Source organism: Thermococcus coalescens, from assembly GCF_055392585.1.
Genome location: NZ_AP043764.1, coordinates 1785609 through 1810715, shown reverse-complemented (window position 1 = coordinate 1810715; position 25107 = coordinate 1785609). Strand labels below are relative to the sequence as shown.

The 25107-nt window shown below is 52.6% G+C and carries 22 protein-coding genes; 7 read left to right on the top strand and 15 right to left on the bottom strand.

Going from position 1 to position 25107, the window contains the following annotated elements; genetic code table 11:
* Positions 1 to 68 precede the first annotated feature (68 nt).
* Positions 69 to 2021, top strand: a complete 1953-nt coding sequence (rqcH, locus tag ACZ5M3_RS10170; protein ID WP_464839470.1) for a ribosome rescue protein RqcH — start codon at positions 69 to 71, stop codon at positions 2019 to 2021.
* Here rqcH and ACZ5M3_RS10165 read toward each other — a convergent pair.
* Complete coding sequence (locus ACZ5M3_RS10165) at positions 2018 to 2434, bottom strand: amino acid permease (protein ID WP_464839469.1); 417 nt, start codon at positions 2432 to 2434, stop codon at positions 2018 to 2020. The genes rqcH and ACZ5M3_RS10165 overlap by 4 nt on opposite strands.
* A 15-nt stretch (positions 2435 to 2449) precedes the next feature.
* Positions 2450 to 2866 (bottom strand): nickel-responsive transcriptional regulator NikR, encoded by a 417-nt coding sequence (gene nikR, locus ACZ5M3_RS10160; protein ID WP_464839468.1) that lies wholly within the window; start codon positions 2864 to 2866, stop codon positions 2450 to 2452.
* A gap of 81 nt (positions 2867 to 2947) precedes the next feature.
* On the opposite strand from nikR, the gene ACZ5M3_RS10155 reads away from it, so the two are divergent.
* The gene (locus ACZ5M3_RS10155; RefSeq protein ID WP_464839467.1) at positions 2948 to 3394 is read left to right on the top strand and encodes a hypothetical protein; all 447 of its coding nucleotides are present in this window, start codon (positions 2948 to 2950) and stop codon (positions 3392 to 3394) included.
* On the opposite strand, the gene ACZ5M3_RS10150 is transcribed toward ACZ5M3_RS10155, so the two are convergent.
* Positions 3391 to 4392, bottom strand: a complete 1002-nt coding sequence (locus tag ACZ5M3_RS10150) for a TIGR00341 family protein (RefSeq protein WP_464839466.1) — start codon at positions 4390 to 4392, stop codon at positions 3391 to 3393. The two genes, ACZ5M3_RS10155 and ACZ5M3_RS10150, sit on opposite strands and share 4 nt — an antisense overlap.
* 604 nt (positions 4393 to 4996) lie before the next feature.
* Between ACZ5M3_RS10150 and ACZ5M3_RS10145 the strand changes: the two genes are divergently transcribed.
* A complete protein-coding gene (locus ACZ5M3_RS10145; protein ID WP_464839465.1) occupies positions 4997 to 6322 on the top strand; it encodes a TrpB-like pyridoxal phosphate-dependent enzyme in 1326 nt (441 codons plus the stop codon).
* Between the two features lie 16 nt (positions 6323 to 6338).
* Here ACZ5M3_RS10145 and ACZ5M3_RS10140 read toward each other — a convergent pair whose 3' ends face one another.
* Together ACZ5M3_RS10140 and ACZ5M3_RS10135 are read right to left on the bottom strand one after the other, a co-directional pair.
* Positions 6339 to 7025, bottom strand: coding sequence for a Ribonuclease P protein component 3 (locus ACZ5M3_RS10140; protein ID WP_464839464.1), 687 nt, complete (start codon positions 7023 to 7025; stop codon positions 6339 to 6341).
* Positions 7022 to 7477: an RNA-binding protein gene (locus ACZ5M3_RS10135; protein WP_464840906.1), complete on the bottom strand. Its 456-nt coding sequence runs from the start codon at positions 7475 to 7477 to the stop codon at positions 7022 to 7024. Before ACZ5M3_RS10135 ends, ACZ5M3_RS10140 begins: the two co-directional genes overlap by 4 nt.
* A gap of 101 nt (positions 7478 to 7578) precedes the next feature.
* Between ACZ5M3_RS10135 and ACZ5M3_RS10130 the strand changes: the two genes are divergently transcribed.
* Together ACZ5M3_RS10130 and ACZ5M3_RS10125 are read left to right on the top strand one after the other, a co-directional pair.
* On the top strand, positions 7579 to 7824 hold the full coding sequence (locus tag ACZ5M3_RS10130; RefSeq protein WP_464839463.1) for an AbrB family transcriptional regulator: 246 nt from the start codon (positions 7579 to 7581) through the stop codon (positions 7822 to 7824).
* The gene (locus ACZ5M3_RS10125) at positions 7824 to 8192 is read left to right on the top strand and encodes a type II toxin-antitoxin system VapC family toxin (protein WP_464839462.1); all 369 of its coding nucleotides are present in this window, start codon (positions 7824 to 7826) and stop codon (positions 8190 to 8192) included. The genes ACZ5M3_RS10130 and ACZ5M3_RS10125 overlap by 1 nt, the downstream gene beginning before the upstream one ends.
* Before the next feature lie 133 nt (positions 8193 to 8325).
* On the opposite strand, the gene ACZ5M3_RS10120 is transcribed toward ACZ5M3_RS10125, so the two are convergent.
* The 4 genes from ACZ5M3_RS10120 to ACZ5M3_RS10105 all read right to left on the bottom strand — a co-directional run bounded on the left by ACZ5M3_RS10120 (position 8326) and on the right by ACZ5M3_RS10105 (position 12550).
* A complete protein-coding gene (locus tag ACZ5M3_RS10120; protein WP_464839461.1) occupies positions 8326 to 9690 on the bottom strand; it encodes a hypothetical protein in 1365 nt (454 codons plus the stop codon).
* A gap of 137 nt (positions 9691 to 9827) precedes the next feature.
* The gene (locus tag ACZ5M3_RS10115; RefSeq protein WP_464839460.1) at positions 9828 to 10874 is read right to left on the bottom strand and encodes a hypothetical protein; all 1047 of its coding nucleotides are present in this window, start codon (positions 10872 to 10874) and stop codon (positions 9828 to 9830) included.
* Positions 10846 to 11733 carry a hypothetical protein gene (locus ACZ5M3_RS10110; protein ID WP_464839459.1) on the bottom strand — a complete coding sequence of 296 codons (888 nt, stop codon included), beginning with the start codon at positions 11731 to 11733 and terminating at the stop codon, positions 10846 to 10848. The genes ACZ5M3_RS10115 and ACZ5M3_RS10110 overlap by 29 nt, the downstream gene beginning before the upstream one ends.
* A 232-nt stretch (positions 11734 to 11965) precedes the next feature.
* Positions 11966 to 12550 carry a 50S ribosomal protein L15e gene (locus tag ACZ5M3_RS10105; protein ID WP_464839458.1) on the bottom strand — a complete coding sequence of 195 codons (585 nt, stop codon included), beginning with the start codon at positions 12548 to 12550 and terminating at the stop codon, positions 11966 to 11968.
* Between the two features lie 127 nt (positions 12551 to 12677).
* Here ACZ5M3_RS10105 and ACZ5M3_RS10100 point away from each other — a divergent pair, with 127 nt between their 5' ends.
* Positions 12678 to 13748, top strand: a complete 1071-nt coding sequence (locus ACZ5M3_RS10100; protein ID WP_464840905.1) for a M24 family metallopeptidase — start codon at positions 12678 to 12680, stop codon at positions 13746 to 13748.
* Between the two features lie 333 nt (positions 13749 to 14081).
* On the opposite strand, the gene ACZ5M3_RS10095 is transcribed toward ACZ5M3_RS10100, so the two are convergent.
* Positions 14082 to 14756 carry a DUF257 family protein gene (locus ACZ5M3_RS10095; protein ID WP_464839457.1) on the bottom strand — a complete coding sequence of 225 codons (675 nt, stop codon included), beginning with the start codon at positions 14754 to 14756 and terminating at the stop codon, positions 14082 to 14084.
* Positions 14757 to 15010: 254 nt separating this feature from the next.
* Between ACZ5M3_RS10095 and leuS the strand changes: the two genes are divergently transcribed.
* The gene (leuS, locus tag ACZ5M3_RS10090) at positions 15011 to 17914 is read left to right on the top strand and encodes a leucine--tRNA ligase (protein ID WP_464839456.1); all 2904 of its coding nucleotides are present in this window, start codon (positions 15011 to 15013) and stop codon (positions 17912 to 17914) included.
* A 131-nt stretch (positions 17915 to 18045) separates the two neighbouring features.
* Here leuS and ACZ5M3_RS10085 read toward each other — a convergent pair whose 3' ends face one another.
* The 5 genes from ACZ5M3_RS10085 to ACZ5M3_RS10065 all read right to left on the bottom strand — a co-directional run bounded on the left by ACZ5M3_RS10085 (position 18046) and on the right by ACZ5M3_RS10065 (position 25071).
* Positions 18046 to 19239, bottom strand: coding sequence for a hypothetical protein (locus tag ACZ5M3_RS10085; protein WP_464839455.1), 1194 nt, complete (start codon positions 19237 to 19239; stop codon positions 18046 to 18048).
* Positions 19240 to 19665: 426 nt separating this feature from the next.
* Complete coding sequence (locus ACZ5M3_RS10080) at positions 19666 to 21234, bottom strand: MFS transporter (protein ID WP_464839454.1); 1569 nt, start codon at positions 21232 to 21234, stop codon at positions 19666 to 19668.
* A gap of 50 nt (positions 21235 to 21284) precedes the next feature.
* The gene (locus ACZ5M3_RS10075; protein ID WP_464839453.1) at positions 21285 to 22316 is read right to left on the bottom strand and encodes a polyprenyl synthetase family protein; all 1032 of its coding nucleotides are present in this window, start codon (positions 22314 to 22316) and stop codon (positions 21285 to 21287) included.
* Between the two features lie 67 nt (positions 22317 to 22383).
* The gene (locus ACZ5M3_RS10070; RefSeq protein ID WP_464839452.1) at positions 22384 to 23706 is read right to left on the bottom strand and encodes an RNase J family beta-CASP ribonuclease; all 1323 of its coding nucleotides are present in this window, start codon (positions 23704 to 23706) and stop codon (positions 22384 to 22386) included.
* Between the two features lie 147 nt (positions 23707 to 23853).
* Entirely contained in the window at positions 23854 to 25071 is a 1218-nt protein-coding gene (locus ACZ5M3_RS10065; RefSeq protein ID WP_464839451.1) for a hypothetical protein, read from the bottom strand.
* Positions 25072 to 25107: the final 36 nt, after the last annotated feature.

The window sequence follows — 25107 nt, the reverse complement described above, 5'->3', positions numbered from 1 at the left end:
AGCCCGTGAACATCTCAGGACAGCGAAGGGGTTTAAAGGGAAAGGGACAACCCGGAAGGGGTGAGAGAATGAAGGAAGAGATGAGCAGCGTTGACATACGCTACATCGTGAGGGAGCTCCAGTGGCTTGTCGGTTCTCGCGTTGACAAGGTTTACCACGACGGCGACGAGATAAGGATTAAACTCCGGACGAAGGAGGGAAGGGCCGACTTGATACTCCAGGCCGGAAAGAGGTTCCACCTCACGACCTACGTAAAGGAGGCTCCAAAACAGCCCTCAAGCTTCACCATGCTCCTGAGAAAGCACCTCAGCGGTGGCTTCATCGACGCGATAGAGCAGCACGGCTTCGACAGGATAGTGAAGATTCGCGTTGGGGACTACACGCTCGTCGGCGAGCTCTTCAGGAGGGGGAACGTGATACTCGTTGACGGGGAGAACAGAATCGTCGCGGCACTCCGCTACGAGGAGTACAAGGACAGGGCGATAAAGCCGAAGGCGGAATACAGGTTCCCGCCGGCGAGGGAGAACCCCCTTGAGGTTTCAAAGGAGCGCTTCCTGGAACTGATGCGGGAAGATGAAAACCTCGAACTCGTCCGTGCCCTAGCCAGAAAGCTCAACATGGGCGGTATGTACGCGGAGGAGATTTCCATCAGGGCCGGTTTCGCGAAGACGACCCCCGTTAAAGAACTCAGCGACGATGATCTGCTGAGGGTTTACGAGGCCATGCTCAAGACCTTCAACGACGAACCAAGACCTAACATCGTCTTAAAGGATGGAAAAATGCACGACGTCGTTCCAATCGATCTGAGGCTCTATGAGGGACTTGAGAAGCGCTATTTTAAGACCTTCAGCGAGGCACTCGACGAGTACTTCGGAAAGATAACGATCGAGAAGGCCAGAATAGAGCAGACGAGGAGGCTTGAGGCCAAAAAGAGGCAGCTCCTCATGACGCTCAGAAAGCAGGAGGAGATGCTGAAGGGCTTCGAGGAGGGGGCGAGGGCCAATCAGGAGATAGGAGACTTAATCTACGCGAACTACGCCCTCATCGAGAGACTTTTAGAAGAATTCAGGAGAGCCACCGAAAAGCTCGGCTGGAACGAGTTCAAAAAGCGCATAGAGGAGGGCAAGAAAGGGGGCAACAAAATCGCGCTCATGGTAAAGGGCATCGACCCCAAGGAGAAAGCCGTCACGATAGAGCTGGAAGGCAAAAAGATACGCCTCTACCTCAACAAAAGCATAGGTGAGAACGCTGAACTCTACTACGAGAAGGCCAAGAAGTTCCGCCACAAGTACGGGGGGGCACTTAAGGCCTACGAGGACACAAGGAGGAAGCTCGACGAGGTTGAGAGGCTCATCGAGGAGGAGATGAAGAAGGAGCTGAACGTCAGGCGCATAGAGAGAAGGAAGAAGAAGTGGTTCGAGAAGTTCCGCTGGTTCGTTTCGAGCGAGGGCTTTCTGGTTTTAGCGGGTAAGGACGCGAGCACCAACGAGATTCTAATAAAGAAGCACATGGCCGAGAACGACCTCTACTGCCACGCCGACGTCTACGGCGCTCCCCACGTGGTCATAAAGGACGGACAAAAAGCGGGAGAGAAGACCATCTTCGAGGCCTGTCAGTTCGCGGTTTCGATGAGCAAGGCATGGAGCAGAGGCGTTTACAGCGAGGACGCCTACTGGGCCTATCCCGACCAAGTCACCAAGCAGACCCCGAGCGGCGAGTACCTGGGCAAGGGAGCTTTCATGGTCTACGGAAAGAGGAACTGGCTCCACGGGCTTCCTCTCAAGCTCGCCGTTGGCGTGATAAACTATGAGGGCGAGGACTACGTCGTCTGCGCCCCTATCGATGCCATGAAGGCCCACACGGACAGATACATCGTGATACGCCCGGGTTCGCTGAAGAAGAGTGAGCTCGTGAAGAAGATACGGCGTATTCTGGAGAAGTGGGGCTACAAGGTGAGGGAAGAGGATGTTATGTCCGTCCTGCCGCCGGGGAACGGCGACGTTGTCGAGGTCGTGGGCTAGAGCTTTTCACCGCCGGCGACTACGAAGCCCACCACAAAGCTCAGCAGAGCTATGACGTAGCCCTCGGCCAGAATCTCAAAATACCCCGAACCGTAGACGTACCACGACGTGATGGTGAAGACGAACATCCCTACAGTGCCCACCCCGGGGCCGACCCTCCCCCCGAGAAGGCCGAAGAGCACGCCGACGAGTATCATGAATATTCCCGCAAAGAACGCTATGAAGGTGAACATGCCCGCGGTGCTGTTGGGGTTGAGCCACCAGAACGCCTCGTTGAACCCCCCGGGGATCGTCAGGACTTCGCGAAGGATACCGAGGAAGGTTATTTCCCAACCGTTGAAACGGAACCATGGAAGTGCAAAGGAGAGAACCACCAGAAGGGAAGACAGGAAGGAAAAGAGCCTCATCTTCATCACCCTCAAATTTCATCAAACCAGCTCCCTTCCGGTGGTCGTCATCACGAGCTTCCCATGCTTTACTCCCTTCAGGCTTATCAGCCTCTCGGCTATCTCCTTTATCCGGGTGGCCTTGCCCTTGACCACGACCACCTCAAGGCAGTTGTGTTCGTCCATATGGACGTGGAGGCTTGAGATTATCTCGTCAACGTAGTCGTGCTGCAGGTCGAGGAGCTCCTTCACGACATCGGCCTCGTCGTGGTTGTAAACTATGGTGATTGTACCGGCAACCTCCCGGTCACCCTCCTCCCATTCGTGTCGGACTATGAAGTCCCTCATCATGTCCCTTATGGCCTCGCTCCTGTTAACATAGCCCTTTTCCTCGATTATACGGTCGAACTTTTCAAGCAGCTCATCGGGAACCGAGACTCCAAAGCGTGTGATCTTCATGACACCACCGCAATTTCTTTGAACGTCATCGTTAAAAACGTGACGCGAAAGCCTTTTATTCCCGGAGGGAAATGTAGCCCCATGCCAATCGAGGAACTCTACGCAATAGCAACCAGAGAGCTGTCGAAGGACCTCGTTTTCGAGATAGACGATGAGCCGGTAACACTTTCGATAAGGGGCGTCCTTCTTGCCAGAACCGACTCCAAGGGCTACAACTTCTCGTTCTTCGAGCTTGGCGAGGACGAATTCGTCCTTGCGGTTCAGATGAGGGGCTTCGTCGTGTATCTTGGAATCGAATCGGATGAAGAGCTGGAAGAGGAGGTCTATCCCGAGCTAGTCAGGGCGCTCCTCGAACATCTGGCGCCGCAGATAGCCCTCCTGATAACCAGGGCAGAAAAAGAGTACCGCGGAAGGGCGGATCTGCTCCTCGACGATGAGATGGGGCCAGATATGAAGGAGTTCTTCTACGGCCTTCTGGTCAAACACCGGAAGGGCAGGCCAATATACGAGCAGACCGAAGTGGCCTAACTGAGGAGTTCAACAAGTACAAGCGCCGCGAGCATCAGGGCAAGAACGAGCACGGTTCTCTTCGTGTAGAGCTTTGCCGCCCTCTTTTCATAGTAGCTCCTCGGAGAGACGTTGAGGAGGTAGAGACCGAGGAGAGAACCGCTGAGGAGGCCGAGGACGTTTTCCACGGTGAGCACGAGTGAGCCGGCGAAAACGTCCCACCAGCCCATGGCCAGGGAGATACCTATAACCGCTGTGGGGGGGACTAGGGCGGCCGCTATTGAGACTCCCGCCAGGATCTCCGGGATTCTGCTGACTATGGCGACTATCCCGGCGTAGCCGAGGATTATGGCAAGGAGTATGTAAACCAGCCCGGAGTCGCCGCGGATGAGTATCTCGTGGGTTGGCTCGGGGGGCATCGAGCCGGCAAGCTTGAGGGCCAGGGACACAAGGAGAGCAGACAGGAATATGACTCCAAGGAGCTTTAGGATCGATGAAACGGCATCGAGGGCGTCCCTCCCCTTGCCCATGACGATATTGAGGGAGAAGCCGTAGAGCGGACCGAGGATGGGCGATAGGAGCATGGCTGAAATTATCATCACGATGCTGTCGTTTATCAGGCCGAAGAGGGCTATTATCGATGCCACCGCACCGAGGGTGAGCTGAATCGGGTCAACCCAGGCCTGGTTGTTGGCGTTTTCGATGAGCCCCTCAATGGCGGCGAGACTCCAGTGGCGCTTGAATTTTCTGAGAGACCTGACCGAGTTGGCGTACTTTACCGACTTTCCGCTGACCGGAGTCCAGGTTATCGAGGAGTGGCCCTTCCTCAGGTCAACGGCCTTCATCAGCTCGTCGACGACGTCGTTGATCACAAAATCCGGCACGAGGGCGGTGAATTTAAGCGCCCGGTGTTCGTTGCTCTGAACTTCCTCGAAGTAGAACTGGAGATCCCACCCGACCAGAACCTCCCTAACTTTCTCACCCTCTCCCCTGTCGCAGTAGACTTCCAGCCGGAGCATGGGGCATCGCTTCAGTTTGGGCAATGGCCCTAATAACGCTACCGCCTCAAAGGAGTTTGAATGGAAGGGAGCCGTTATAAAATCCGGCGCTACGGCGGCACTAAGAGGGAACCTGTCACTTCTCACGGGGCTTTCCCACAGTGGGAATGGCCGTTCAGCTGAGCTCATCGGGAGGGGGGCCTGTTCTTCGTCACGAATTTTATGGATCCCTCCATCTTCTTGGAGGGAGGTTTTTAGTGATACAAAGGGACTCAGCAGGCCGGTCGTCACCGTGACAAAAACTGCCGCCATTCTCCATTAATTTCTGACCTGGAGCCAAGTGGAAAGCCAAAAAGTTCTTAAAGGATACAATGCTCCGTACTCTGATGTCATATGCTGTGCAGGAGTGATTGTTTTTGGCTACCCTGAAGGTTTCCTGAATCCCAACGTTAGCCCACTGATTTTCGGGCGGGATTGTTTTTGGCGTTGACCTGAGAGGGAGAGTTTTTGGTGTCTGCTCTGCCGTACCCCACTTTTCTGCCGTAGCTGAGGCCCTCACGCTCGTTATTCCCTCATTTTTGGGACTTTGTTCTCCGGAAAGACTTCAAAACCAGGAGGTGGTAGGATGAAGGCCGTTCCGCCGGATTCGAAGATACCCAGGCGGTGGTACAACATCCTGCCAGACCTCCCGGAGCCTCTTGCTCCTCCACTCGACCCCGAGACAGAGGAGCCGATGGAGCCGGAGAGGTTGCTCCGCATCTTTGCGGCGGAGCTCGTTAAGCAGGAGATGAGCACCGAGAGGTACATCGAAATACCAAGGAAAGTTCGTGAGCTCTACGCGAAGATAGGCCGCCCGACGCCGCTTTTCCGAGCAACGAACCTTGAGAAGGCCCTTGACACTCCGGCAAGGATATACTTCAAGTACGAGGGAGCAACGGTAACCGGGAGCCACAAGATAAACACCGCCCTGGCGCAGGCCTACTACGCCAAAAAGGAAGGCATCGAGAGGCTCGTTACCGAAACCGGTGCCGGCCAGTGGGGGACGGCATTGAGCCTCGCGGGAGCCCTCCTCGGCCTTAAGGTTCGTGTTTACATGGCCCGCGCGAGCTACCAGCAGAAGCCCTACAGGAAGACGATAATGCGCCTCTACGGTGCAGAGGTCTATCCGAGCCCAAGCGACAGGACTGAGATAGGGCGGAAGTTCCTCAAGGAAGACCCGAACCATCCCGGTGGCCTTGGCATAGCGATAAGCGAGGCCATCGAGGACGTTTTAAAGGACGAGAAGGCCCGCTACGCCCTGGGAAGTGTTCTAAATCATGTGCTTATGCACCAGACGGTTATAGGACTTGAGGCGAAGGAGCAGATGAAGGAGTTCGAGGAGCCGGATGTGATAATCGGCTGCGTTGGTGGCGGCAGCAACTTCGCGGGCCTGGCTTATCCCTTCATTAAGGAGGTTCTCGACGACAAGGCCGACCACGAGTTCATAGCCGTCGAGCCGAGGGCGGCGCCGACAATGACCCGGGGCGCCTACAAGTACGACTTCGGCGATTCTGGCGGCTACACGCCGAAGATGAGAATGCACACCCTCGGCCACACCTACTACGTCCCACCGATTCACGCCGGCGGTCTGCGCTACCACGGCCTAGCCCCAACGCTGAGCATACTCATCAACCACGGTATCGTCAAGCCGGTAGCCTACCACCAGAACGAGGTATTCCGGGCGGCGGAGCTCTTCGCAAAGACCGAGGGGATAATACCAGCCCCTGAAAGTGCACACGCGGTAAAGGCCGCAATAGACAGGGCGCTGAAGGCGAAGGAGGAAGGAAAAGAAGAGGTTATACTCTTCAACCTCAGCGGGCACGGTTTGCTCGACCTCAAGGGCTACGAGGACTACCTCGACGGAAGGCTTGAGGACTACGAGCCTGACGGTTTCCCTGCGCTGAAGGAATGAGTCCTTGATTTTTTCTTTATTTCAGTCTTCTCAGGATCTCCCTCGGATAGAAGTTCAGACTCGCCCTCGCCTGCGGTGTTTCCATGCCCAGGTTTATCCCCAGGCTCATAAGGTCCCTCGGAGAGCGAACTTCCCACCTGCTCTCGGCGGAACTCGTTATGAACCTCGGAACCGAGTACTTGTCAACGAGCTGCCAGGTCTTGGTCATGAAGCGGAGGATCTGAACCCTCTCGTAGGGATTGGCTGTGAGGAGCGGGGAAAGGGAAAACCCTACGGCGACTCCCTTCTTAGCCGCTATCTTCGCCAGGACGTGGTCGAAGCCGGGGTCCTTCCTCCCGAGCCACGGGCTTATGAGTGCATCAACGCCGGCCTCAAGGGCAAAGCGGTTTACCCTCATGTCGCCGCCCTGGACGTAGATGAGGGCCTTTAAATTGCGGTTCTTTACCTCCCGGATGAGGCTCGGCTTTCTAGTGACTATGAGCAGTGCGACCCGGCCATACCTCTCGCGAAGCTCCCTGAGCTCCTCCTTCAGCACACCCCAGTCCGGAGAGCCCTTAAGGGTGAGCTTCTTGGTGAAGACAACCTCGTCGAACCACTCGCTTGCCAGTTCGTAGGCCTCCCCGCTCCTCACGTCCATCTCCACAAAGTAGTCCCGTGAGAAGGAGAGCTCCCCGGCTTCAGGTCTTTCACTGCCCGGGCTCATTCCTCCAGCCACTCCCTCACGGCTTTTACCACAGCATCCTTCCTCATCGGGAAGGCCTTGACCTTTATCTTAACCTGAATGGTGTCCCCGCCTTCGTCTATCTCCGGCTCGCCGAGGTAGGCCTTCTGCTTGTTGAAGCGGATGTAGAGGGTTCCCTCCTCGTCTACCTTCTCGTCGAGATTCTCTAGGAGGTACTCCATGTCCTCCTCGCTCAGCAGCTCTTTGAAGTAGTCAATGAACTTCCTAACGGCTCTGCTCCTCTTTATCTCGACGTTGACGACCCTGATGGGGTTTCCAAAGAAGCCGGTGGTCTCGTCTATGTCAAAGATTACGTCCTCGTCGTCTATCTCATCTGGGATGAATGTTCCTATTGCTTCAAGAACCTTGTCCTCGTCCTCGGTGGCGTGGATGAAGGTCGTAAGCCTGACGTGATGGGCCTTCAGCTGTGCCATCGCTCTCACCGTGATGAGTTGCCTCGATTGGTTTAAAAGCTAACCGGGCTGCTCAGCGTTGGTGGGAAAATTTATATAGTCTTCCCACCAAAGAATAACGGGTGGTAAAAATTCTGGCCAGGCTCGACTCAAAGGGGAGGCTGTACATCCCGAAGGAGATGAGGGAAGGCCTCTCCAGAGAGGTCTATCTGGTTAGACTCGACCATGGGATACTCATAGTTCCCAAACCCGATGACCCGCTGAGGGAACTGGAGGAACTCGGAAAGGACCTTCCAGATAAGCCACTATCGGAGATTAAGAAGGAGATCCTCGAAGAGGCCAGGAGAGAGGCCCTGGGGGGCCTTTAATGGTATACGCGGACACGGATTTCTTTCTAGCGCTCATGAAGCCCAGCGACTGGCTCAAGGACAACGCCGAGAAGATTCTGAGGAGATACCGGGGCAACATAACCACATCAGAGACAACCTTCCTGGAGCTTCTAATAGCCGCCAAGAAGTACGGCCTTGACCCGATAAGGGTGACCGCGGCGGTCATGGCCATCACGGGGATCGAGGACGAGGTGCCGCTGAGGGCGGCATACTACATGAGGGAGCATGGGCTAAACGCCTTCGACGCCTTCCACGCGGCAAAATGCGGCGGGGTGATAATAAGCTCCGACAGAGTCTACGAGAAGGTCGGAATCAGAAGGATAAAGCTTGAGAATCCGGAAGAATGAGCAACCATTAAAGACTCTTGGGAAAACATTCCCATAATCCTCGCGCTTGGATGAATGCAACGTTATCCTCTTTTTCTCAGGAAAACCAACAAGACAATTACTACAACAGCAAGAGTAACCAAAGTAAGTGGTGCTAAAGACCCACTATTCTCCGGATTTCGGGATAACGCTGATAGTATTTCCGGGTTATATCGCGGAATTTGCCATTTTCAAAGAAATATATCCTGTTTTCATTAGATACCACCACCCCTTCACAGCAAAATGATACCCTGTAATTATGGTTTCTAAGGGCACTTGGGAGCTCAATTGAATTTCCTGATGTGAGTTCAAACATGTCAGTAGAGTTGAAGAGGAAGGCTGAATCTTCCTCAGGAGCTACGAGCATACTTCTGGACTCAACCTTTAGCGCGGGGAATCCCTTTAGCTCCCCTGTATTGACCACTCTAAGGTAGTTGTTTCTGGCTTTTAGGGAACTGAGTTGGACGAGTGAAAAACCTTTGAGTTCAAATAGATTGAGCAGGATGCGGGTTCCCCTGTTAGCAGGGACTCTCGAAAGGAGATAACTCCTATTGGAGGCCGTTACTGGATAGAGCGCTGCGTAACCTTTAAATGTGTGTATCTTGATGAAATCGGTGCCGTTAAATAACCAGACAATAGAAATCGAATCATTACGCGGATCTCTGTCAAAAAGCACCGGTTTTCCAATCCACACCTCTGGAGGATACGGCCCTTCTCCCAGCTCTCTTTCTTCCAATCTTCGATTGTAGATTAGAACCAAAGAAGATCCCCTAACGGCAAATACCTTAACCCAACCTCCATCACTTGATACTGTAACCAGTGTTATATTGCCATCAATTACCAGACCTACAGAGTATATTCCAGTTTCACTAAAATTATACTCCCCAAGCACTCTTCCGTTCTCATCAACTAAAGATTCCCCAATGAGCCAGGCATTAAGCGTTGGAATCCACGTTGCCGAGCCAGATACGTTCAAAGGTATGAGATTTTCATCCTTCAGGATGTAGTTTTGAAATGTCTCATAACATTCTCCAGTGATGGGATCGTCTTTGGGGCTTCCTCCTATAAAGGTTAGAAAGTATTCTTCTCCATTCCACTTAATCCTCAGGTCATTATCGGTGCACAAACTTCCACCACTGAAAGCTTTGATAAGCTTAAGCTTGCCTTTGCGATACGTGTAAAGCCCAACAGTCCCCCGCTCTCCCTTCCGGAGGAGCCAGTATTCGCCGTTCCAGTGCCGCACTTGATAACGACCCAAGGTAAAGTTGAGCCGTTCAGCTTCAAAGGAGTGGCCATCGTAAACTACACTGTAAAGCTCATCAGAGGTCTCATTGAAGACCAGAAAGGCAATCCTGTCCCCCGTGGAGTAGGCGTCCAAGATTTTCAGATCATCCTCAATGCCCCATACAGGAATGGAGCCGATGAGCAGAAGTAGAAGCACAACGAAAACAAAAGCAGTGCTGTTCACCATTCGGGACATTGCCTTTTCACCGAGTTGAGGTCTGTGGATTCATGAGTATAAATGTAGTGTTCGATGAGCTTAGAATCGGGAGGACAGGAGTAGAAAGCGGAAGAATGAGATTGGGCGTTAGTGAAGAGTCTCACTGAAAAAGCCCCCTATCTATGCCCGAACTTATATCCCAGAATCCCTCCAATGAGAAGTGCAAGGGCTAAACCGAGAAGGAGTAAGGCAGGATTGTTCACGGAATTCGTCTCGGCAATAGTTGTGGCCGAAGATATTGAACTGGAGTTTTTCTTGTAGCAATCACGGAGGTTGTACTGGCCGGTAATCTCTGGAAACGCTTCCTTGTTATCAAGATTCACTATTATGGTTGGGACCGCCTTGAGGTCACCGTGAAAAACGAAGACGTAGCCGGTTGCCTTTTCTGATTTAAAAATAGGAATAAATCTACCGTCCCGGACGATACCAGCATAAGCGGATCCGTTTGCATCAAAATAATAAAGCTCTGGGAAGTATATCACCAGTGTGCCATCCGCCAGCTGTGAGGCCAAGACCGAATCCGCGAAAGAGGAGGCATTAACGATGGACAGATATTTTTCAAATGATTTCAAGGGTACTCTCTCTGTGAAGCCCTTTCCAACGGCCTCAGAGTAGGAAGAGAAAACAAGCGTATCATTTTCCAGCCGTGAAAAGCCAAAAGTCCCTGAGGATTCCTCCGGAAACTGAGCGGGAATGAGCCACGTGGGCTCTATGCACCTGTTTTTAATTTTATAAATCGCTATGGCAGTATATGTTAAGTTGTAGGGGTAAGCTCTCACGAATGGCTTCCCATCTATCCTGAGGAGGGGATAGCCGTCCTGAAGGAGAAGATACCAAGAGCCGTTTGAGTAGAAAGCCCGGTGAAATTCCGATGATAGTTCATCACCGCGCCATACGAGGTAGTAGCTTCCATTAAAGGCGTAAAATAGGAAGGATACCTCAGAAAATTTACTTTCAGACATATTAACAAATCTCAAACTGTCGCCGTGATTATAAATATTGTAAACTGAGACTTCAAGAAAAAAGTCATTATTTCCAGGAACAACTTTAGTTGTTATTTTCACGCCGTGATATGACGCGGAAACGTGGAGAGCTGTAAAGAGATATAAACTGAATAGAAAGCTGGCAAAAACTCTAAAAGACATACTTTTTATTATTCTCATTGCAGTACTCCTCCATTGTTTTTACGTTCTGAAGATTAGCATCATAGTAGTAAGCTCTATGAAGGTAATCCTTGGTATAACTCACATAGGCACATGCTCTTTCTCTATACTTTATAGCAGTTTCCAGATCAGGTGATCTGACTCTGCCATCACATTCCATTTCCATAAAGATGTCATCTAGATTGTTCTCTTCTTTAAGTTCTTCGAGCTGATTATATACAACATTGAAATCTTGAAGGGTTCTAGTTGTCCCCTGATAGTAATTAGGTTGGATAAAAATGTACGTGAAGTATTTTGCCAGAAGGCCGATATCTGTTTTTGCGATATCGCTTACATGATCAGGATAGGAGTAATGAAAATATGGTATCCAGATGAATTGTTGGCCTTTGTTACGGATATAGATATAGTTTGATATTTCCTGTATTGTCTCCTCGTAAACAATTCCATCATGAACCTGCCAGGGATTTTCTAGATACCAGTAAAAGCCCTTCTGGTAGTTGCTAGTGTTGTTATAAATCCCGTCTACCCAGCCTTTTAAGTACTGGGTCGCTCTCGAGCCAAAATCAAACGAATAATCATCTGCCAGAACAGGAATAAAAACCAAATAATCGATACCCCTAAGCTTTGAGTCGATCCAGCCTGCGAACTTCAGGGAGTCGTTGTATCCATCCTCGTAAGTTGGCCCACTGTACGGAATCCCCCCATAAAGCAAATCCCCGCTATCATCTTTCCTACTTGAATACAATGCAACAGCATAATCAAATCCCGCATTTCTAAGAGCGCTTGGAGTTCCAGCGTTTGAAAATTCCTCCGGGAATCCCCCTCCAGCTTTAAAATACCACAATCCATATGTTGCCATCGTATCACCTCGGCCGATAGTTCTAAGTTATACCTATTTAAGCTTTTTGATTTCTTACACTATCAGTAGTATTAACGATATTCTATCTTAGCTATTTTAGTTTAGCTTGACAGGATAAATCTCTCACAAATAACACCTACCTCAAAGATATCAACACACTAGTTCACAAATCAAATGAGAAATCCCATAATATTAAAATCCAGCAGGAGAACAGAAAAGGGAGACAGAGCCTTCACTTGCCCTTGCCCTTGTTGGCCCTTATGCTGGGCCTGACCTTTTCAGCGCCCTTGCCCTTGTTCCTCAGGCCGCGGCTCTTCCTGCCGGCGCTGGTGAGGCCGCGGAAGACGCGTCCCTTGTGGGCCTTGCCGGTTATCCAGTTGATCTTCGGGTCAGCCTTGATGACCGGGTGGTGCGGGTCGACCATTATGACCTCGAACCACCGGTACATACCGTCCTCGCCGACCCAGTAGCTGTTGAGAACCTCAAGGTTCGGGAACTTTCTCGCTGCTTTCTCCTCGGCGATCCACTGGAGGCTCTTCTTCGGGCTGTACTTGACCTGACCCATCTTGCTCGGCTTCCTTCCGCCCTTCCACCTGGGCCTCTTCCTTCCGCCCTTCCTGACTCTGACCCTAACCATGACGTAGCCCTGCTTGGCCTGGTAGCCGAGGCTCCTTGCACGGTCAAGCCTGGTCGGCCTCTCGATCCTAACGACGACAGGCTCACGGCGCCACTTTATCATCCTGACCTTGAGAAGCTCCCCGACGTAGCTCTTCTTGGGGCTCTTCCAGGCTTCCCTAATGTACTTGTACATTCCCATCTTGCACCCTCCTTCCGTGTTTGTGGTTCTCCCTTCCGGGAACATCCCGCGGGCTTGGCCCGCTCAGTCGGTCGAGGTTCGAGGTTGAGTTTTTAAGCCTTGCGGAGTAGTTAACGTGGTGAAACCGATGCGCCTTCAAAAACTCGTATCCCTCATGAAAGAGAAGGACTTTGACGGAGCCCTGATAAGCCCGGGGACGAACCTCTACTACCTCACCGGGCTGACGGTGCACGAGGCCGGTGAGAGGCTCACCGTTCTGGTTGTGAGCGCCGACGGCGAATACCGGCTCCTGCTCCCTAGCCTCTACGAGAATGTTGTGAGAAACTTCCCAGTTACCTTCTGGCGGGACGGGGAGAATCCCTACGACAAGCTCGCGTGGATACTGGCCGAGCTCCACCTCTCAGACGGCAGGCTCCTGATAGAGGACACCATGCGCGCCGACTGGCTGATGAACGTCATGAGGCTCGGTCCCTTCGAGTTCCACCCACTGAGCTCGCTCGTCAGGGAACTCCGCATGAGGAAAGACAGGCATGAGATAGAGATGATGGGGCACGCCGCCAAGGCAGTGGACAGGGTCTTCGATGAGATCCTTAGCTGGAACCTGGTCGGTATGCGCGAGCGGGAGCTGGCCTTGAAGATAGAGCTGACCATCAGGGAGCTCAGCGATGGAATCTCGTTCCCGCCGATAGTGGCGAGCGGTGAAAACGCCGCCAATCCCCACCACGAACCGGGAAACAGGAGGCTCAGGAAGGGAGACATGGTGATACTCGACTACGGGGCAAGGTGGAAGGGCTACTGCTCGGACATAACACGGACGATAGCCCTCGGCAGACCAAACGAGAGGCTGGTTGAGATCTACGAGGTCGTCAAGGAGGCGCAGGAGAGGGCATACAAGGCCGTCCGTGAAGGCGTCCTCACAAGGGAAGTTGACAGAGCCGCGAGGGAGACCATAGAAAAGGCCGGCTACGGCGAGTACTTCACCCACAGGACAGGGCACGGCCTTGGCCTGGACGTCCACGAGGAGCCATACATAGGTCCGGATGGGAACTTGATCCTCGAAAACGGCATGACTTTCACAGTGGAGCCCGGCATTTACGTTCCCGGCCTCGGAGGGATTCGCATAGAGGACGACGTCGTCGTTCATGATGGGAAGGGGAAGAGGCTGACAAGGGCGGAGAGAGAGCTTATCAGACTTTGAATATCCCCGGCTTTTCTTTCAGCTCCTCGATGTCCCTCACACTTCTTAAATTGAGCACGTTAAGATACTCCCCCAGCCCGTCGAGGTGCACGGGAATCTATGGAAGCAGGGAGAACTGTTTTTCTACCCAAATCAGCTATCCCAACCTTCAGGGTTCTGGCGGCATCAAGAACCCCTCAGTTGTTCCATATCATTGCAACCTCTCCTTCCACAGTTAAAAATACCTCAGCGCGCCTGAGGGGCGGAATGGGACACAGGCGATCCCATTTGTAATGGCACGTTTCAAGCACATAACTGAATAGAGATGGCAAACGGAAGAAAATGGTTTCGAGGTCAGAGAACTTCCTCAACCGGAACCTCTATCTCCCAACCCATCATCCTGATGTCGGGGGACTTCTTTATCCTCCCCACCAGCCTGGTGCCGTCGAGCTTGACGTCCAAGAACGTGCTGGCGATCTTCTCAATCTCTGGGAGGGGGTTGAAGGGAAGCCTCTGACAGACGTTCTTGTCCATAAAGTAAAACGCCTTCCTTTTCTTGTTCCCCAAGAACCGGTCTATGCTCGATATAATTTCATAGAAGTTGCGGTAGTTCTCCACGAAGGCAAAGAGCTTTTCCAGGCCCAGAACAACGTTTATGGACTCGTTGAGACCGGAGAACACCCTGGCACTCGCCTCTTCGTACCGGCGCAGGTACATCGCCGCCTCGCTCTCAACCGCCACCCTGTCTACTACCTTGCCAACGTTCATGACCCCCCCAGTTTTAAGGACGATGGCATCGTCGAACACTCCCCTAACACCGAAGAACTTGAGATGCTCGTTGAGCATGTGGAGTGTATCCAGATGGTCGTCGACCACGAAGGAGTAGCCCCTGTCATCGGCATAACGCTTCAGAAGGAGCACCATGAAGTCGAGGGTGTAGTTCGGTGAGGTGTACTCCACGAGTACAGTCTCCCCGAATCCAACCGAATCCAGGAACTGAAACACCTCGCCGAGTTTACCCACGGCCATCACCTCACTAATTTAACCAAACGACCCCAAGATATATAACAACTTTGGTTCGGAAGATGCCAAAAAGTGAACGGTGAGAACACTCAGCACCAGCAAAAGATTTAAATATCAGGAATCCTACTCGCACCGATGCCGATGAGGGGGGAGTGTCTTCTCCATCGCTGGAGTCGCAGCTGTGCCTGATTTCCCGGATAACCCCCCTATTCTGGAGTATCGCTCACGCTCTTTTGAAAAAATTCTGAGGAGGTATAGCCATGGCTGAGCTCAACTTCAAGGCTATTGAAGAGAAGTGGCAGAAGCGCTGGATGGAGGAGAGGGCGTTCGAACCAGACAGAAGGGCGAAGCCCAAGGAGGAGAAGTTCTACATAACCGTCGCGTTCCCGTACCTCTCGGGGCACCTCCACGTCGGCCACGCGAGAACCTACACGATTCCCGACGTCATAGCGCGCTTCAAGCGCATGCAGGGCTACAACGTCCTCTTCCCGATGGCGTGGCACATTACCGGTGCGCCGATAGTCGGAATCGCCGAGCGCATAAAGCACCGCGACCCGAAGACGATACACATCTACCGCGACGTCTACAAGGTTCCGGAGGAGGTACTCTGGAAGTTCGAGGACCCGAAGGAAATCGTCAAGTACTTCATGAGAGCCGCGAAGGAGACCTTCATACGGGCCGGCTTCTCCGTTGACTGGACGCGCGAGTTCCACACGACAAGCCTTTTCCCGCCCTTCAGCAAGTTCATCGAGTGGCAGTTCTGGACGCTCAAGGACATGGGGCTTGTAGTTAAGGGCGCCCACAGGGTCAGGTGGGATCCCGTCGTCGGAACGCCGCTCGGAGACCACGACATAATGGAGGGAGAGGACGTCCAGATTCTGGACTACATCATAATCAAGTTCATCCTGGAGGAGAACGGTGAGGAAATTTACCTTCCAGCGGCGACGCTCAGGCCCGAGACTGTATACGGCGTCACCAACATGTGGCTGAATCCCAACGCGACCTACGTCAAAGCGAAGGTTAGGAGAAACGGCAGGGAGGAGACCTGGATAGTGAGCAAGGAGGCAGCCTACAAGCTCTCCTTCCAGGACAGGGAGATTGAGGTTCTGGAGGAGTTTAAAGGAGAGAGGTTCATCGGAAAGTACGTGAGGAACCCGGTGACCGGTGACGAGGTCATAATCCTCCCGGCGGAGTTCGTAGACCCGGACAACGCGACCGGAGTGGTTATGAGCGTTCCTGCTCACGCGCCCTTTGACCACGTTGCCATTGAAGACCTCAAGAAGGAGACCGAGATCCTGCTCAAATACGACATCGACCCACGTGTGGTTGAGGAGATAAGCTACATCTCGCTGATCAAGCTGGAGGGCTACGGCGACTTTCCAGCTGTGGAAGAGGCCGAGAGGCTCGGCGTGAAGAGTCAGAAGGACGTTGAGAAGCTGGAGGAAGCAACCAAGAACATCTACAAGGCCGAGTATCACAAGGGCGTCTTCAAGATTGAGCCCTACGCCGGCAAGCCCGTGCAGGAAGCCAAAGACCTCATCGCTAAAGAGCTTCAGGAGAAGGGCATCGCCGAGATAATGTACGAGTTCGCGGAAAAGCCGGTCATTTCAAGGTTCGGCAACCAGGCGGTCATCAAGATAATACACGACCAGTGGTTCATCGACTACGGCAACCCTGAGTGGAAGGAAAAGGCCAGGGAAGCTCTGAGCGAGATGAGGATATACCCGGAGAGCAGGAGGGCGCAGTTCGAGGCGGTAATAGACTGGCTCGACAAGAAGGCCTGCGCGAGGAAAGTCGGCCTTGGAACGCCGCTCCCGTGGGACTCCGACTGGGTCATCGAGAGCCTGAGCGATTCCACAATCTACATGGCCTACTACACCATAAGCAGGCACATGAACAGGCTGAGGGAGGAGGGCAGGCTCGACCCGGAGAGGCTCGACAGGGACTTCTTCGACTACCTGTTCCTGGAAGAGTTCAGCGAGGAGCGCGAGAAGGAGCTTGAAGAGAAAACCGGAATCCCTGCCGAGACGATCCGCGAGATGAAGGAGGAGTTCGAGTACTGGTACCCGCTCGACTGGCGTTGTTCCGCCAAAGACCTAATACCGAACCACCTGACGTTCTTCATCTTCAACCACACGGCGATATTCAGGAAGGAGCACTGGCCGAGGGGCATCGCTGTAAACGGCTTCGGAACGCTGGAAGGCACCAAGATGAGCAAGAGCAAGGGCAACGTGCTGAACTTCATAGATGCTATAGAGGAGAACGGCGCAGACGTTGTGAGGCTTTACATAATGGGCTTAGCCGAGCACGACAGCGACTTCGACTGGCGCAGGAAGGAAGTCGGCAAGCTCCGCAGGCAGGTCGAGCGCTTCTACGAGCTGGTGAGCGAGTTCGCCACATATGAAGCCAAGGAAGGCGTTGAGCTCAGGGACATAGACAGGTGGATGCTCCACAGGCTCAACAAGGCCATTGAAGGCGCCACCAAAGCCCTCGAGGAGTTCAGGACGAGGACGGCAGTGCAGTGGGCCTTCTACACCGTCCTAAACGACCTGCGCTGGTACATGCGCAGGACGGAGGGACGGGACGACGAGGCGAAGCGCTTTGTATTGAGAAAGCTCGCCGAGGTCTGGGTCAGGCTGATGGCACCGTTTACACCGCACATCAGCGAGGAGCTCTGGGAGAAGCTCGGCGGGGAGGGCTTCGTCAGCCTCGCTCCCTGGCCCGAGCCCGTTCCGGGGTGGTGGAACGAGACGGTGGAGGCGGAAGAGGAGTTCGTCAAGTCGGTCATAGAGGACATCAAGGAGATAATCAGGGTTGCGAAGCTGGATAACGCCAAGAAGGCCTACCTCTACACCGCGCCCGAGTGGAAGTGGAAGGTCGTTGAAGTGGTCGCGGAGAAGAGGGACTTCAAGGCCGCGATGGGCGAGCTTATGAAGGACCCGGAGATGAGGAAGCACGGCAAGGAGGTAAGCAAGCTGATACAGAGACTCATCAAGGAGAGGGCCTTCGACGTCACGAGGATCAACGAGGAGAAGGCCCTGAGGGAGGCGAAAGACTTCATGGAGAAGGAGCTCGGCCTCGAGATAATCATCAACGCCGAGGAGGACAAAGGTGGAAAGAAGAGGGCCGCGATGCCGCTGAAGCCGGCGGTGTTTGTGGAGTGAGGCTTTCTGTCGTTTTCTGTCTTTTCTCTATCACGATTTAAACGCCATAGCGAAGCAGATGATATCCGCATTCAGCATTGCACAGGATTTCTCCGAGCAAGAAGCAAAAAAAGAATAATAGAAGGCCCCTCTCACTTCCTGTTTATGAACCACGGGTACATCTCGACGGTGAACTCAATTGGTGGGGCATCCACACTCTTTTCTTCGTGTAAGATAACACAGCCCCCATAACGCAATCCGCAGACACGAGCTGAATCTTCATAGAAGAAGGTAGATTTTGCCTGTATTCGGATATCACCCTCATGGAATGGAGTTCCTGACTCAACGTGAACTAAAACAACCGGGTGAGATATGAAAATCTGCCCCCAAGCTGGGGAATCGCTGAACCATTCCCTCTTTTTGAGGCCATAGAACTCGAATTGGATCTCTGAATTTGGATCAATGTCATCTGTGTACCACTTAAAAGTCAATCCTTTGGTGTAACTTTCGCTGAAACCTGCCTGTGCATTGGGCAGGGGTCTTCCATTGACATCAATACCCACATTAAGACCCCACGTTATGACGGGGTTAGATGATGACCCGCTTCCCTCAGGCCTGAAATTTCCGAGGCCTATAAACGCATGCTGAGTGTTCAACACAGTTACTCTCTCCTTGACTTCCTTAACTGCCACTTTAAAGTTTCCCGGAAAATCCTTTTCCTTCGGGACTTTGGCTTCATGAGTTAAGTAGACGTAATAAACGTATTGTCCGCTGGTACTCGAAGTCACCCAAAAGTCCCCGCCGATCTCATTGTACACCATAACTGTATCTTTTTTCAATGTTTTGATTTCCAATGATGTCCGTATAGATCGTATTCCCCCAATATACTTCCAGTTCCTTGATGGTTCATCCGCAAGGGCGCCCGTTACTTCAAGGGGCACGCCTCCAAATTTACTGGCCTCAGAGTAAAAGCTCATCGTGAGGGTCTCAACATCAAGATTCCTACCCTCCTGCCCGAAGTAGTACAGAGGCACATAGGCACCCGTTGGAAGACGTCTGAGCGCAATTCCAACAAAAGTTGCGTTATTGAACTTGTCGAAGTCTATGCGGAGGGTAAGCTTGTCCCGGTATCGTTGAATGAACAGCTCTGCTGAACGAAGGCTAGACTTACCCATAAAGGTTTTCACTATGATATTTCCTGTGTTGGGAGGCAAAATTGGAACTTGAATGTTTTTCTCCGTTGATAAGTTTATAGGACTTCCAGTTACGGCAATATTTGGAATATCCCCAAGCGTTCCCACCATCAGTAGTCCCAGAAGGACTGCAAACAATGGCTTCCACTTCACGGGCACACCTCCTTACAGATGTTTGCACTATATTTTATAATCGGTACCTCTATAAGTTTTACTACTTAAAGTTTTTAACATGGTCCTGTCAATAATAATTTTGTTAATACTACTTAGATTTTAACTCCCTAAGAAAAATAAACCCTGGGTAAAAGAGTTGCATAGCAATGCAATTAGGCAGCATAAGCTCCTTAAACAGCTTTTTTAAAGAAAAATCCAAAGTTTAAGAAAGACGTCCTTTCTAAGATTCCACTCCGAAACGAGCCGCCTTTGCCCCACTACCCCGCCTACATCCCGCGTGAATACATGGGGGAGATAAAAGACGAGAAAAAGCGGGACGAACTCCTGAAAAGGTGGGACGAAGCCTACGAAAAGTGGAAAAACGGAGCCGAGCACCCGCCCGTTGGCTGAATTCTTGCGGGGTAGTCATTCGGTGCTCCCGGGCTCCCCTTCCGCGGTTCCCTCCACGGGCTGGGTGGGACCGACCTCACCCTTTGGCAGGAAGAACGAGAAAATGGCACTGAGGACGAGTGTGACCATTATCGCCATCATGGCCAGCTTCATGGAGTCTATCAGAGCTCTGTCGACAATCTTTGTAACGATATCGTGGTATTCCGGCGGAATGTCGAGGTCGCCCTGCTGCATCCTCAGTATCCACTGAATGACGGCCTCCTTTATCCGGTCTTTGGGAACGCCCTCAAAGATTCCGGACTCGTAGATCTGCCGCGTTATGCTGTGGATTACACCGAGAACTAAAACGGCACCTATGAAGGCCGTCCCGAGCGATAGACCGAACTGCTTCTGGGCGTTGAAGATTCCGGAAGCGTCTGCCTGCTGCTCTGGCCTCGCTCCGAGCATCGCCAGGTTGGTTATCTGGGAGAATATCAGGCCAAAGCCGGTTCCGTAGAAGGCCAAACCCAAGGCGAAGTCTCTTCCAGTGACCTCCGGCTGGAGAACGCGGAGCAAAAGGTAGAGGCCAATGAAGGTGAGCACTATGCCGAGCTGAATTATCTGCTTGGGCGTCAGGTACTTAGCGAAGCGTCCGCCGCTCATCGAGAATATGAACATCATTATAGAGAGCGGGACGATGACGAAGCCGGTTTGAATGGCGTTGTAGTGGAGGTACTGCTGGACGAAAACAGGTATGGTGAACATTATTCCCGCGAGGGTTATCTGGAAAAAGATGCTGACGAGGTTCGCGGCCGTGAAAACCTTGGACTTGAATATGTCCACGTCGATGAGGACGTCCTCACCTCTGGCTTTCCTTCTCTTTTCATACCACCAGAAGGCCCACAGTACTATTAAACCGAGAACCATAAGAAGCAGAACCGGCGGGTTTGCCAGCGGATCCATTATGAGCACCGAGAGCGTCAGGAGGAAGAGGCCAACTCCGACGAGGAGGGCACCAACGACGTCGAGCTCCATCTTTCTCTCCGGCTTGTAGTCGTGAAGGAGCTTCATGCCGTAGAATATGGCCGCGGCTATGAAGGCCTCCATGAAGAAGCCGAGACGCCAGGTTATGTAAGTCGTGAAGAAGCCGCCGATAATCGGCCCGAAGGCAGCAGCCGCTCCACCAACACCGCCCCAGACGCCGAAGGCAAAGGCCCTGTCTCTACCAGTATAAGCCTTCGTGATGTAGGTAACCGTAACGGGCATCATCATCGAAGCTCCAATTCCCTCGAGGATTGACCAGCCGAGGATTAGAACAGTCAAGTTCGGGGAGAAGGCGGCCATTAAGGTTCCGACCGTGTAAATCACCAGGCCGCGGAAGAAGACCTTCCTTGTCCCCCAGATGTCTGCGAGCTTTGCACCCGTTATCATGAAAGCCGCCATTACGAGGGCGTAGAGCGTTATCGCGCTCTGGACACCGCCCACGGTGGTGTTAAGGTCTCGAACAAGGGCGCTTATAGAAACGTTCATCATCGTCGTGTCGATGAACATTATGAAGAGCGCGGCGCTCATTATGTAGAGAACTCCCCACTTGGACTGTCCCATGCTTTCCACCTTCTAAAAGTTAAGAAAAGCGGAAGTTATAAGGATAGCGCTCAGAACTCCCTCTCGACGAGGAACTCGGCGAGGAGCTCCAGATCCCTGCGTGCTTCGCTCTCCGGGAGGACCTTAAGGGCCTCGTTGGCCTCTCTAACGAGGTTCTTGGCGTAGTTTGCCGCGTAGTCGATGCTGCCGTACTTCCTGAGGAGCTCGATGGCCCTGGCAACTTCCTCCTTGACCCTCTCGTCGTGTATCAGCGCGTCGCCCTTCGCATCGCCGGCGTACTTGCCGAAGACCTTCATGAACTCGGCCTTATCTTCCTCGCTCGCGTGGTCGAAGAAGTGGCTCACTATGAGGGTCTTCTTCCCTTTCCTTATGTCGCTCCCGACGGGCTTCCCGAGCTTCTCTTCATTCGCTATGAGGTCAAGGACGTCGTCCCATATCTGGAAGGCTATGCCCACGTTCATGCCCCACCTGGATAGGGCCGTGATGTACTCCTCGTTGTCTGTACCTACTATCGCGCCTATCTCAGCAGAACCCTGGAAGAGCGCGCCTGTCTTTCCGCTGATCATCCTGAGGTACTCCTCGACGGTAACCTCCTCCCTCGTCTCGAACTCTATGTCGAGCGCCTGCCCCTCGCAGAGCATGTTGGACGTTCTGACGAGGACATCGAGAATCCTCGCCTTCTTCTCCGGACTGACTTCAGCTTTGGCCACCGCCTCGAAGGCCTTGGAAAACAGCAGGTCGCCGGCGAGGATCGCCATGTTCACTCCCCAGACCTTGTGGACGGTCGGTCTTCCGCGCCTGAGCTCGTCCATGTCCATTATGTCGTCGTGGACTAGGGAGTAGTTGTGGATGAACTCAACCGCGGCCGCTGGATAGAGCGCTTTCTCCGGGTCACCGCCGACGGCCTCCGCGGCTCGAAGAACCACGAAGGGCCTAACGCGCTTTCCACCCGCGAGGGGATAATGTCTGGCCGCATCGTAGAGCTTACCCGGCTCCTTCTCAGGGATGAGCTCAAATATTGCCCTATCAACGTCCTTTGCCATCTCCTTGACCCTTGCGAACAGTTCATCGTACTTCCCCATTCTATCACCCCGTGAGTGATGAAAACAACCTAAAGGAAAAATAGGGCAACTCTTTATCAGTTTTGCCCTACCTTACCTCTACCATGTACCCGTTCCTCGACACGAATACGTCCCTGCCGATGAGGTAGCCCTCCTCCTCGGCGAGCTCGGCGTAGTGGGTCAGCATCCTGAAGTCGCCGTGGGCGGGAACTATGTTCTCAGGGTTGAGAAGCCTGAGAAGGTAGCGGTGGTCTTCCCTGCTGGCGTGGCCGCTGACGTGGAGATCCTTTATCATCCTGACCCCCTTCATCTTGAGCTTCGTCTCAAGGACATAGCGCTGGGCCCTGTTGAGCGGGTTGGGTATCGTTCCTGCGGAGAAGACGACGGTGTCGCGCTTGCCTATGTCATAGAGCTCACCGTTGGCCATCCTCGTGAGCACCGCGCCGGGCTCCCCCTGGTGGCCCGTGACTATCAGCAGGTAGTTCTCCCTCGCCCCGGAGACCTCCTTGAGAACCTTCCTGACGGCGTTGGGGCTTCTCACGGCCTTCGCACCCTTCATCTTGATGAGGCCGAGTTGCTTGGCTATGCCGGTGTACTTGGCCAGGGAGCGGCCGACCAGAACGGCCTGCCTGCCCATCTTGTTGGCAATCCAGATGAGCTCCTGAAGGCGGGCGATGTGACTGGCGAAGGTGGTGACTATCAGTCCATCGGCCTCCATGCCCTCGTAGAGGAAGAAGTCCTCAAGGAGCATCTGGGCAACGGCCTCGCTCGGCGTCTTGGTGGGTTCAGCGACGCGGGTTGACTCTGGAATGAGTACCTTGACACCCTCCTTACCCAGCTCCTTCAGGCGCTTGTAGTCGGGCCTCTCACCGAGCGGGTTGTTGTTGTCGAACTTGAAGTCGCCGGTGTGAACCACCGCGCCCTCGGGCGTGTGGACGACGACCATGGATGACTGCGGAATGGAGTGGGTTATTCTCACGAACTCTATCGCCAGGTTCTCACTAACCTGGACTATCTCGCCGTACTCGGTCTCGTACATCGGGTTCTTGACCTCGAAGTACTGCTCGCTCTTGACCTCACCCTTCGCGAGCTTTATCGTGTAGGGCGTGCCGTATATCGGGACGTCAGGGTAGTGGGGGGCGAGCTTGGCGACCGCCCCTATGTGGTCGAGGTGACCGTGGGTGAAGGTTATGGCGACAACTTTCTTGTTTCTAATTGAAGAATCGTCAGGAATTGCACCGAGCTTCTGCAGTTCCTTCGTGGGGAACTGCTGAATGTTGACGTCCTCATGGATGAGAACGCGATCAAGCCTAATCCCCATGTCGATTATAACGACTTCCCCGTTGTACTCAACGGCGGTCATGTTTTTGCCTACTTCCTCGTAACCGCTAACTGTATGGATTTTTATCATGTCTATTCCTCCTTACGCCCCCAGGCCTCTCCTGAGGCGTGGGGCTGCGTTGGTCTTAGTTATCGGGAGGGTTTAAAAAGGTGTGCATTCTCCATAATGTAGACACAAAAAAGGAATTAAAAACTGAAGTTTAAAAATTCTAGTCTATCACGGGTCTACCAAGTGTTCATAGAAGATCTCCACCCCTCTGATCTTCGCCAATATTCGGAGATATTCAGTGTATACCTCTGATGGGTATAAGGAATACAATTCTGAATTCCTGTCTTGAAGCTTTGGAAGCACCGTGTAGTCCACCCTACCGATGTGATAGAGCACTACCTGGGAGATCAACGGATCAAGGGTGTAGAAGTTGTTCCGGTGGAGCTGATTCAGAAGATCGTTGGTCTCTAAGTATACTATACCCCGAATTTTAGAAACATTGAAGGGGTAATAAAGCCTCATAGGTACTTTTGAAACATCCTCCTTGGAAATGTTATAGTAGCCCTCTGCCCAGCTGAAATAGAAAAGCGCCAAGGAATTGAATCCACGGGCGGACAGGTTTTTTGAAAGGTTATAATAAGTCAGACCGTAGGCCCCATAAGCCTCCAGGCTCCCCTGTTTTGTTTTGTTAATGATGACAAGCTCAGAGAACAACTCGCTTCCCCTGTTTTGTATTATTGTGCGAGCCTTTTCGTTTAGAGCTTCACCACCCGGAGATTCCGAGTTTAGTTTTATGACTTGTTCAATCCCGCGATCAACGTAAGGAAAGACATAGTTCTCATAATACTCCGGAAGCCCCAAGAGGGATTTGCACACGTCTTCAGAGAAGCTGTATTCTTTTACATACTTATCATAATTTAAATCTGGATCACTAACCAGCTGAAGTTCGAGCCACGCCAAGAATGCGTACGCTCTCGGCTCTGTGATTTCGTCCTCGAGCTTCTTGAAGGTTGTTAAATAGTATTCCCGTCTCCTTCTCAGCTTTTCGTATTTGGGAGTTACGTTTTGTATCAAAGCATTGAACTCATCTGGGGTCATATTTGCCGGGCAGGAAACGTTGTTCTCGATGGCATTCCATGCGTAGGAGGAGTAAAGGGGCCACGTGTATATGCCAGTTCTATAAAAGATTTCCTCAAATTTTGATTCATTAACATCTCTAACCCGAGAACGGAGTGTTTCAACGTCCTTTTTACTCACAATGTCCCAGAAAGAGAACTTCCCGAATTCTCGCTCAAACGAATGGTGGGCATACATTTCATCTACGGAATACTTTGGGATCTCTGACTTCTCTTCAGACCAATAAGGGGCCCTAAAATAGAGAAAAAGCCCAGAAAGCACGAGTCCTACGAGAAGGATTGCCAGAGAGCCTTTTCTTTTCATTTCCATCACCAGTCTTTGACGAGAGTCAGAGTATAATCCCTG

Excerpts from the sequence above, each read along its gene's own strand:
- ACZ5M3_RS10135 (WP_464840906.1), bottom strand. The coding sequence starts at position 7,477 with ATGGCACAGCTGAAGGCCCATCACGTCAGGCTTACGACCTTCATCCAC.
- ACZ5M3_RS10100 (WP_464840905.1), top strand. The coding sequence starts at position 12,678 with ATGCGCCTTCAAAAACTCGTATCCCTCATGAAAGAGAAGGACTTTGAC.
- ACZ5M3_RS10140 (WP_464839464.1), bottom strand. The coding sequence starts at position 7,025 with ATGAGCCCGGGCAGTGAAAGACCTGAAGCCGGGGAGCTCTCCTTCTCA.
- ACZ5M3_RS10125 (WP_464839462.1), top strand. The coding sequence starts at position 7,824 with ATGGTATACGCGGACACGGATTTCTTTCTAGCGCTCATGAAGCCCAGC.
- ACZ5M3_RS10155 (WP_464839467.1), top strand. The coding sequence starts at position 2,948 with ATGCCAATCGAGGAACTCTACGCAATAGCAACCAGAGAGCTGTCGAAG.
- ACZ5M3_RS10165 (WP_464839469.1), bottom strand. The coding sequence starts at position 2,434 with ATGAAGATGAGGCTCTTTTCCTTCCTGTCTTCCCTTCTGGTGGTTCTC.
- ACZ5M3_RS10065 (WP_464839451.1), bottom strand. The coding sequence starts at position 25,071 with ATGGAAATGAAAAGAAAAGGCTCTCTGGCAATCCTTCTCGTAGGACTC.
- ACZ5M3_RS10110 (WP_464839459.1), bottom strand. The coding sequence starts at position 11,733 with ATGGCAACATATGGATTGTGGTATTTTAAAGCTGGAGGGGGATTCCCG.
- nikR (WP_464839468.1), bottom strand. The coding sequence starts at position 2,866 with ATGAAGATCACACGCTTTGGAGTCTCGGTTCCCGATGAGCTGCTTGAA.
- ACZ5M3_RS10115 (WP_464839460.1), bottom strand. The coding sequence starts at position 10,874 with ATGAGAATAATAAAAAGTATGTCTTTTAGAGTTTTTGCCAGCTTTCTA.
- ACZ5M3_RS10070 (WP_464839452.1), bottom strand. The coding sequence starts at position 23,706 with ATGATAAAAATCCATACAGTTAGCGGTTACGAGGAAGTAGGCAAAAAC.
- ACZ5M3_RS10105 (WP_464839458.1), bottom strand. The coding sequence starts at position 12,550 with ATGGGAATGTACAAGTACATTAGGGAAGCCTGGAAGAGCCCCAAGAAG.
- ACZ5M3_RS10080 (WP_464839454.1), bottom strand. The coding sequence starts at position 21,234 with ATGGGACAGTCCAAGTGGGGAGTTCTCTACATAATGAGCGCCGCGCTC.
- ACZ5M3_RS10120 (WP_464839461.1), bottom strand. The coding sequence starts at position 9,690 with ATGTCCCGAATGGTGAACAGCACTGCTTTTGTTTTCGTTGTGCTTCTA.
- ACZ5M3_RS10150 (WP_464839466.1), bottom strand. The coding sequence starts at position 4,392 with ATGCTCCGGCTGGAAGTCTACTGCGACAGGGGAGAGGGTGAGAAAGTT.
- ACZ5M3_RS10075 (WP_464839453.1), bottom strand. The coding sequence starts at position 22,316 with ATGGGGAAGTACGATGAACTGTTCGCAAGGGTCAAGGAGATGGCAAAG.
- ACZ5M3_RS10145 (WP_464839465.1), top strand. The coding sequence starts at position 4,997 with ATGAAGGCCGTTCCGCCGGATTCGAAGATACCCAGGCGGTGGTACAAC.
- ACZ5M3_RS10095 (WP_464839457.1), bottom strand. The coding sequence starts at position 14,756 with ATGGCCGTGGGTAAACTCGGCGAGGTGTTTCAGTTCCTGGATTCGGTT.
- leuS (WP_464839456.1), top strand. The coding sequence starts at position 15,011 with ATGGCTGAGCTCAACTTCAAGGCTATTGAAGAGAAGTGGCAGAAGCGC.
- rqcH (WP_464839470.1), top strand. The coding sequence starts at position 69 with ATGAAGGAAGAGATGAGCAGCGTTGACATACGCTACATCGTGAGGGAG.